Origin of the sequence: Streptomyces sp. NPDC002619 (assembly GCF_042889305.1) — a bacterium.
GTDB lineage: Bacteria > Actinomycetota > Actinomycetes > Streptomycetales > Streptomycetaceae > Streptomyces.
In genome coordinates, this window is sequence record NZ_JBIAQV010000045.1 from 43,549 (window position 1) to 51,475 (window position 7,927).

At 69.2% G+C, this 7,927-nt stretch carries 6 protein-coding genes and 1 pseudogene; 6 read left to right on the top strand and 1 reads right to left on the bottom strand.

Features of this window, described 5'->3' with window-relative positions; all coding sequences use genetic code 11:
* Positions 1 to 126: 126 nt before the first annotated feature.
* From ACFYXB_RS38015 to ACFYXB_RS38030, 4 genes are all read left to right on the top strand, one after another.
* Entirely contained in the window at positions 127 to 3,942 is a 3,816-nt protein-coding gene (locus tag ACFYXB_RS38015; protein WP_389589558.1) for a lipopolysaccharide biosynthesis protein, read from the top strand.
* 209 nt (positions 3,943 to 4,151) lie between these two features.
* Positions 4,152 to 4,481, top strand: coding sequence for an integrase (locus ACFYXB_RS38020; protein WP_389589559.1), 330 nt, complete (start codon positions 4,152 to 4,154; stop codon positions 4,479 to 4,481).
* Between the two features lie 36 nt (positions 4,482 to 4,517).
* Positions 4,518 to 4,802 carry an integrase core domain-containing protein gene (locus tag ACFYXB_RS38025; RefSeq protein WP_389589565.1) on the top strand — a complete coding sequence of 95 codons (285 nt, stop codon included), beginning with the start codon at positions 4,518 to 4,520 and terminating at the stop codon, positions 4,800 to 4,802.
* 274 nt (positions 4,803 to 5,076) lie between these two features.
* Positions 5,077 to 5,934, top strand: a complete 858-nt coding sequence (locus ACFYXB_RS38030) for a Ku protein (RefSeq protein WP_389589560.1) — start codon at positions 5,077 to 5,079, stop codon at positions 5,932 to 5,934.
* A gap of 37 nt (positions 5,935 to 5,971) precedes the next feature.
* Here the strand turns inward: ACFYXB_RS38030 and ACFYXB_RS38035 are convergent.
* Positions 5,972 to 6,246: pseudogene (locus tag ACFYXB_RS38035) on the bottom strand (integrase core domain-containing protein); the annotation flags it as partial.
* 211 nt (positions 6,247 to 6,457) lie between these two features.
* Here ACFYXB_RS38035 and ACFYXB_RS38040 point away from each other — a divergent pair.
* Together ACFYXB_RS38040 and ACFYXB_RS38045 are read left to right on the top strand one after the other, a co-directional pair.
* The gene (locus ACFYXB_RS38040; RefSeq protein WP_389589561.1) at positions 6,458 to 7,147 is read left to right on the top strand and encodes a CPBP family intramembrane glutamic endopeptidase; all 690 of its coding nucleotides are present in this window, start codon (positions 6,458 to 6,460) and stop codon (positions 7,145 to 7,147) included.
* 378 nt (positions 7,148 to 7,525) lie between these two features.
* The gene (locus ACFYXB_RS38045) at positions 7,526 to 7,771 is read left to right on the top strand and encodes a Smr/MutS family protein (protein ID WP_311700782.1); all 246 of its coding nucleotides are present in this window, start codon (positions 7,526 to 7,528) and stop codon (positions 7,769 to 7,771) included.
* Positions 7,772 to 7,927: the final 156 nt, after the last annotated feature.

Consider the following 7,927-nt stretch of genomic DNA (forward strand, 5'->3'; position numbering starts at 1 on the left):
CGCAGCGGACGGCACGCCCGACCGCGAACGGCGCCGCGCCGACCGCGCCGCCGCACTCACCCCGCCCCCGAAGTCGCGTCGCACCGCAGTGGCGGCGACCAACTGTTCCGCAACGCCTATGCGCTGATGCTCAACACCGGGATCAGTGCGGTGCTCGGTCTCGGCTTCTGGCTGGCCGCCGCGCGCTACTACACGGAGGACGCGGTCGGCCGGGGCTCCGCGGCGATCGCGGCGATGAAGCTCCTCGCGGGGCTTACCGCGGTGACCCTCACGGGCGCGCTGGCCCGCTTCCTTCCGGTGGCGGGCCGCACCGCGAGCCGTTTGATCTTCCGTACCTACGCGGCCAGTTCGGTGGTGGTGGCGCTGGCCGCGGCTGCCTTCCTGCGGACGCTCGACGTATGGGGACCCTCGTACCGCTTCCTGCACGGGCTCCTCAGCGGCCTCGGCTTCATCGCCGCCGTGGTCGTCTGGTCGCTGCTGACGCTGCAGGACGGTGTGCTGACGGGGCTGCGCAGCGCGCTGTGGGTGCCGGTCGGCAACACTGTGTTCTCCGCGGTGAAGCTGGGGCTGCTGGTCGCCCTGGCGGCGGCCGTCCCCGCGACCGGCGTCTTCGTGTCGTGGGTGGCGTCCGTCGCCGTGTCCGTGGTGCCGCTCGGTTGGCTGGTGTTCCGGCGTCTTGTGCCGCAGCACGTGAAGGCGACGCAGGGCCAGACGCAACCGCCGACGCTGCGCGAGATCGGCCGGTTCCTGGCCGGTGATTGCACCGGCTCGCTGTTCTCGCTCGCCGTGGTCTACCTGGTCCCGGTGATCGTCGCCGCCCAGGTGAGTCCGGCCGACAACGCGTACTGCTACATTGCCATGACCATCGGCAGCACGGTCAATCTGCTCGCCGTCAACATGGGCGCGTCCCTGACCGTCGAGGGCTCGCACGACCCGACGCGGCTCGCGGCGAACACCCGTGCGGCGCTGCGCCGAATGGTGCGGATCATGCTGCCGGTGTGCGGGGGATTGTTCCTCGGTGCGCCGCTCATCCTGGGCATGTTCGGCGGGGGGTACGCGGACACCGCGACCCCGCTGCTTCGCTGGTTCGCGGTGGGTGCGGTTCTGCGGGTCGTCATGGAGACCTACTTCGCGGCGCTGCGCGCGCAGAGCCGTACCTCTCGACTCGCCTGGCTCCAGGGCCTGCTGTGTGCGCTGGTGCTGGGGCTGACGCTGCTCCTGCTCCCCCGCATGGGCCTGACCGGTGCGGGTGTTGCGGAGGTCTCCAGCCTCTCGGTGATCGTGGCCATCGCGACGCCCGGCTTCTACCGGATCGTCCGGGCCGCACCCTCCGCAGCCGTTTCCACGGCGCTGGACGGGGACCTGGCCGACCTGGGCACCGCGGCCGCGGCGACGCGGCCCCGTGAGGAGAACACGCACCGCGGACCAGCCCGGCCGCTGCGCACCTCCCTCGACTCGACCACCCTGACGCTCGGCGTCCAGCCCGACCCCGACCACCAGGAGCGCAGACCGGAGGTGCAGCCGGTGTCCGACACGCCTGCTTCGGGGACGCCCGCGCCCAACGGTCCGCGGCGGGACAGGGACGCCGCGGACCACCGGCCCACGTGGGCCGGCAGGCCTCCCGCCGTGCTGCCCATCCCGCGGATCGAACCGCATGCGGCGCCCGCGCCCGTCGGCAAGCCGGAAGGCGGGGAGGAGGGAACGGCGCCGTCGGGACTGGGGAGCGTTCCTGCGGCAAGGGCGCCTTCCTGTGCGAAGGAACCCCCGCAGGCGCGGCAGTCCGGGAAAATCCCGCAGGCCGGGTGCGCCCCGGAGGCCCGGCGGACTCGGCAGGCCCGCGACGCGAAGAAGGGCCGGCAAGGGCGGAAGGGCGAGCAGGCCCGAAGCGATTCGCCGCAAGATCCGTTCCCGCGCAGCGCCGGGCACGCGCGCGTGACGGCCGGCGGCACCGTGGTGGCCGTGCTGCTGGCCACCGCGCTCGGGTTGTACTGGCTGCCCGCGCTGGGCCTGCACGACAGCGACCTCGACCGCATGGACGGGCTCGGGCTGGTATCCGTCCTGCCCGAGTCCACCCTGCTGGGCGCCGCCCTGCTGACCGTCGTCTTCGCCTCGCTGCTGTGGATGGATCGGCAGCACAAGGTCCTGCTACTGGCCGCGCTTCTGGCCACCGTGGTGTCACTGCACGCGCTGCCCGCCGTCATTGAGACCGAGCCGCGGTTCGCGACGGCCTGGCAGCACCTCGGCTTCCTGGAATACATCGACAGGACGGGCTCCGCCCTGCCCTACCTGGACGCACGCTGGAGCTGGCCCGGCTTCTTCGCCGCGGCCGCCTTCTTCGCCCAGGCATGCGGCGTCACGGACATGACCGAGGTCATTCGCTGGTGGCCAATCGCCATGCAACTCCTCTATCTGGCACCGATGTTCCTGCTGATGCGCTCCATCCGGGCAGGCTGGCGCGCCAAGTGGGCCGGCGCTTGGATCTTCGTCATGGGCAACTGGGTCGGCCAGGACTACTTCTCCCCCCAGGGCTTCACTTATCTGCTGTATCTGGTATTCGTTGCGATGCTGCTGGTGTGGTTCCAGCCCCCGCGCGTGCTGGGGACCGGGCTGCGCCCGGGCGAGTTGGAGGTCAAGGCCGCCAACCGTCGCCAGCGCACGGTGCTGCTGCTCGTCCTGATCGGCCTGTTCGCGGCGACCGTCCTGGCCCACCAGCTCACGCCCTTCATGATGCTGGGCGTCCTCGCCGCCCTTGTGCTGCTCGGCCGCTGCGAACTGCGTGGGCTACCGATGCTGTTCGCGGTGTTGGTCGCCGTGTGGGTGGGCTTCGTCGCCGAGCCGTATTGGTCGGGCCACTTCAACGAGCTGTTCGGCGGTTTCGGCGGCCTCGGCGGCAATGTGTCCTCATCGGTGTCCGGACGCATTCACGGCGGCAGCTCGGCCCACGAACCCGTGCTGTACGCGCGCTTGGCGCTCGCCGGCGGTGTGATGGCGATGGCCTGCTGGGGCTGGTGGCGCCGGCGCGAGGCCAAGTATCGCGAGCGGTCGCTACCGGTGCTCGCCTTCGTGCCGTTCCTCGGCTTCGGCATGCAGTCGTACGGCGGCGAAATGGCGCTGCGCGTCTTCATGTTCGCCCTGCCCGGCGCGGCGCTGCTCGCCGGTCTTGCGCTGTTCCCGCGCACGAGCGTCACCGCGGAGGAGCGGGACCGCGACCGGGTCAGCCTGGCCCCGCTGGCGGCGCTCTTGGTGGGCTTGTTGCTGATGGGCGGCTTCCTGGTGGCGCGGTGGGGCAACGAGCCCTTCGAGCGCGTCCGGCCCGGCGAGGTCGCGGCGATGGACTACGTGTACGCCCGCGACGACCCGACGGTCCGCCTGTTGTGGATGAGCAGCGACACGGCGGACAACGTGACGCCCGCCATGCCGTGGGGCGCGCGCGACATGGAGAAGGTGCAGTACGTCCCGACCCTCGCGCCCACCGATCCAGTGCTGGTGTCGAGCCTGGTCAAGGCGCTCAAGGACGCAGGGCCCCGCTCGTATCTGATGATCAACGAGGGCGAGGCGGTCTTTCTCGAACTGAACGCAGGTTACTCGGCGACCTGGAAGACCCGGCTCATTCGAAACCTGGACCAGCGCCAGGAGTTGAAGAGGGTCTTCGCCAACGACGACGCGACAATCTATGCCCTGCGCAAGGAGCCGGACGGCAAGCCGGCGAACGCCGATCCGGGGCCGAACGGCCCGCGGGTGACATGGACGCCGTGGTCGGTGGTGGGTGCGCTGGCGGCCGTGGCGCTGATCCTCCTGCTGGCGGTGCGTGAGGTCGTGCGGGTGGCGGTGGCGCCCGGTGTGCGGCAGCAGCGCTGGCTGCAGAGCAGCTTCCTGTTCTCGCTGCCGCTGCTCGTGGCACTGGTGGCCTCGCTGGTGCAACGGCTCTCAACCCTGGCTTGACGTCTTCGCCTCCGACGCTGTTCCTCTGCGGGCCCATCGCAGGCCGGCGACGCCTCACGGCGCCGTCAGGGCCGCGGGGTGAGACGGCTCATCGCTGGAGCCACGTCACCCTTGCCCGATCCTGTCGCCCCGTACCGCTCCAGAATATCGGCATCGGCTCGGACCAGGGACGATGGCCGTGGACGCTGATAGGGCACTCTGGTGTGCATATGCTCGTGCGACTGCTCTACCTGTTCGCCACGCGGATCTTCGCGTGGCTGGTCCTGCTCTCCCGTTCCTCCGCCGCCAAGGACGCCGAAATACTGATCTTGCGGCACGAGGTGGCGGTCCTGCGCCGCCGGGTCGCCGCCCCGAAACCTCGCTGGGCAGACCGCGCCCTACTCGCCGCCCTCGCCCGACTGCTGCACCGGCCACTGCGCGCCCACCGGATCATCTCCCCGCGCACCCTCCTCGCCTGGCACCAGCGGCTGATCAAGCACAAGTGGACACAGCCGTTCAATTGGCGAAACAGCAGCTCAGACCGTGTGCAGCCATTCTGAACCGGTACGGCCGTCTTCACCGCCAACGGCATCGAGATTCTCAAGAGCGCGCCGCAGAGACCGCGGATGAACGCCCATGCCGAAAGGTTCATCCGCACCGTGCGAGCCGAGTGCACCGACCGGCTTGCCGACTACAACGAACAGCACCTGCGACAGGTACTCGCCGAGCACGCCCACCGCTACAACTCCGGACGGCCGCACCGGGCCCTGGACCTTCGCGCTCCCGCCGACGGCCCGGCTGTCATCCCGTTCCCCGCGCAGCGGATCCAGCGCCACGACATCCTTGGCGGCCTGATCCACGAGTACCGCAACACAACCTGACGAAGATCAACATCAGCTGGCAAACAGGCCGGTTAGCGCGTATGCAGGACTTTTGGAACCCTACAGGGATCCCGATGTGTCACCCTGCTTGATCGAAGTACACCAGCCACCCCGAGCGCAGCTTCCGCACCCGATGCGGCACCCTCCAGGTCAGCTCTCCAAGCTCCTCGATGGCAAAAATGCTTCGGCCCATGCATGCAGACATGCCAAGCGGAACACGCCATGCGGCCTGCTCGACATGCGATCATTGCCGGGCGGGGGTGCGATGGAAGTCATGCCACAGACCATCATCAAGCTGGCCATCACCTGGGGCTTGTTGTCGATCCCGGTGACCGTGCACGCGGCCACCAAGGAGCACGATGTCCCGCTGCACCAGGTACACACGCGGTGTGGCGGCGGCCGGGTGCGCCTGCGCCGCTACTGCGAGCGTGAGGGCGTCGAAATCCCTTTTGAGGAAGTGGCGCCCGGCTACGAGACCCCGGACGGCCGGGTCGTCATACTGAGCGACGACGATCTCGCCGACCTCCCGCTCTCTACCGCCAGGCGCATCGAGATCCTGGCGTTCGTCGACGCAGACCAGATCGACCCGCTCGCACTGGACACGGCGTACTACCTCGGTACCGGCCCCGTTGGCGCGCGCCCGTACGCCCTGCTGCGCGACGCCATGAGGAAGTCCGGGCAAGTCGCCATCGCACGGACAGCCCTGCGCACCCGGGAATCGCTCGCCGTGCTCCAGGCTCGCGACGAGGTAATCGCGATGCAGACCATGCTGTGGCCCGACCAACTGCGCCCCACTCAGGAGATCACCGTCCCGGAGACCCCACCGGCCCGCCGCCAGGAGCTGCAGATGGCGCACAACCTGATGGACGCCATGGGCTCCGACTTCGACCTGGCGGAGCAGCACGACGACTACAGCCGCGCCCTGCAGCGGGTCGTCGCTGCAAGGCTTCAGGGCATGGAGTCTCCACACGCACCGAAGTCCCGGGGCGTCGAGGGAGCCAGGGTGGACTTGATGGCGGTGCTGCAACAGAGCGTGGAGGCAGCGCAGACGCGCCGTGCGAAGCCGACCGGAAGGAAGACGGCGAAGAAGACCGCGGCAAAGAAGGCACACCGGCGTCGTTCCGCCGGCTGAACACAACCTGTGCCGTTCGGAAACCTGTCGCCGCTGGTCAAGCTGCGTATCTGTACTCGCTGATCACACCGCCCAGCACTCGGGTGCGTAGGAGCCGATAAGGGGTCAAGTTGGTCACAGGCAGCGGGTGCTGCTGGGCGAGGGGCGGGAGTTGTCCCCGAGCCTGGTGCGGGCGATGGCGGTTGGAGAGCCGGGCATAGGCATCGAGGACCGGCCGGACATGGGACTCGTTCCAGATCAACAGGTGGTCCGGTCGAGGAGCTCGCGGCGCAGGGTGCCAATGAACCTTTCGCAGTGTGCGTTCCTCGGCGGCCTGATCAACGAGTACAGCTATGCCGCTTGACCAGCCGCGATGACTATTCGAGCCCCCAGCATTCAGGTGTTCGTCATCGGGGAATCGTCGCGCTGGTCAGCACCAGCCCGGGCCGCGCTGGTCCAGCGCGGCGAACCGTACCGGTGTGCCCGCCTGCTCGGCGCGTCGCGATCTGCCGGATCCCTGCGCGTCAGGGATGCTGGAGAGACCATGCAATCGCTGCTCCTCGCGGTCAGCGTGCTCGCGGCTGCGAGCACGCTGACCACTGTGCTGGCCGACGACTGGTACGTCCCGGTGTGCGTCACCGCGGCCGCGTTGCTCGTCACGATCGCCCGCCGGTCCGGTCTGGGCTGGGAGGAGCTGGGGCTCGGTCGCGCATCGGCGCAGCGTGGGCTGGACTGGGGACTCGTCCTGGCCGGGGCCGTCCTTGCCGTCTACCTCCTCGCGTGGCACCTGCCGCTGACCCACGAGGCATTCAAGGACAAGCGCGCTGCCGGACTTTCTGCCGCGAAGCAGCTGTTCCGGGTCCTGGTGCGCGTGCCGTTCGGCACGGTGCTGCTGGAGGAGGTGGGCTTCCGTGGCGTCCTGTGGGCCCTGATCACCCGGCTTCGTGGCCCCGTATGGGCCACGGCGGTCTCGTCCACTCTGTTCGGTTTCTGGCATGTGCTGCCGTCGCGGGGGCTCACCAAGGCCAACGCCGTGGCCAAAGCCGTCTTCGGTGCCGGGACAGCCGGCGTCATCCTGTCCGTCGCGGCCGCCGTCGTCGGCACGGGCATCGCTGGCGTGCTCTTGTGCGAACTGCGCCGCCGGTCCGGCAGCCTGATCGCGCCCATGGCCGTGCACTGCGCCCTCAACAGCTTCGGCTACGCCTTGGCCTGGGCGGCTGCCGACGGGGAGTGACGGACGCCTGCCAGGGGCCACGCCGCGCCTGGAGCAGCGGGCCATCGTGCTTTTCCGACTCCTCGTCAGCCGACTACTTTTGACAGGTGGCTCCCTGCACCGGCGGCTTCTTGGATGGCCGTCGGGTCGACACGGCGTGGGGAGTTCAAGGACGAGTGCGGGACGTCCAGTTCCTCGCTGTGCCGGAGATATGGGCGAAGATTGCGACACGAGCGGACACTGCGGGTTCACCCGCACGCCGGCACGCTTCCGGCCGTACCACCGGAAGTCCGCAACCCCCAAGGTGAGACGGGGTCGAAAGGACGACGTACGCTGCCACTGCACGGCCCACAGGGACCCGGCGTCGGCCGGTGACCGAGCGCATCGGAGGCGATTGCCCTGCTCACGTTGGATCTGCACCCGATCTTCCGCAACAACCGCGACATTGACGTCGCGCTGCGCCAGACCCTGTTCAAGGCCGCCGCCACTGGGGTCGACGTCGTGCAGATCATCCCAGGCAAGGGGACGGGCCAGCTGAAGAAGCGGGTGCTGGCTCTGCTGGCGCAGAAGCACATCAAGAAGCTCTACGTCCGTGTGGAGACCGACGCGACCAACGCCGGCCGGGTCCTGGTCCACCTTCGATGACTCCCCCAGCGGACGCGACGGGCACCGTGCGTTGGTGGAACCTGCGCCTACCGAGAATGTCATCCATCCCTGTTCTCGGCAGGGGACGCCCGGCTTCAGCCGGGTGGGGAATGCCGTCCTTGGACCTGCGTTGCGGAGCGACGCAGCGTCGCTCCG

What these genes read in the sequence shown, in the direction of transcription:
- ACFYXB_RS38030 (WP_389589560.1), top strand. Translation starts at nt 5,077, where the DNA reads ATGCCACAGACCATCATCAAGCTGGCCATCACCTGGGGCTTGTTGTCG.
- ACFYXB_RS38015 (WP_389589558.1), top strand. Translation starts at nt 127, where the DNA reads ATGCTCAACACCGGGATCAGTGCGGTGCTCGGTCTCGGCTTCTGGCTG.
- ACFYXB_RS38020 (WP_389589559.1), top strand. Translation starts at nt 4,152, where the DNA reads ATGCTCGTGCGACTGCTCTACCTGTTCGCCACGCGGATCTTCGCGTGG.
- ACFYXB_RS38040 (WP_389589561.1), top strand. Translation starts at nt 6,458, where the DNA reads ATGCAATCGCTGCTCCTCGCGGTCAGCGTGCTCGCGGCTGCGAGCACG.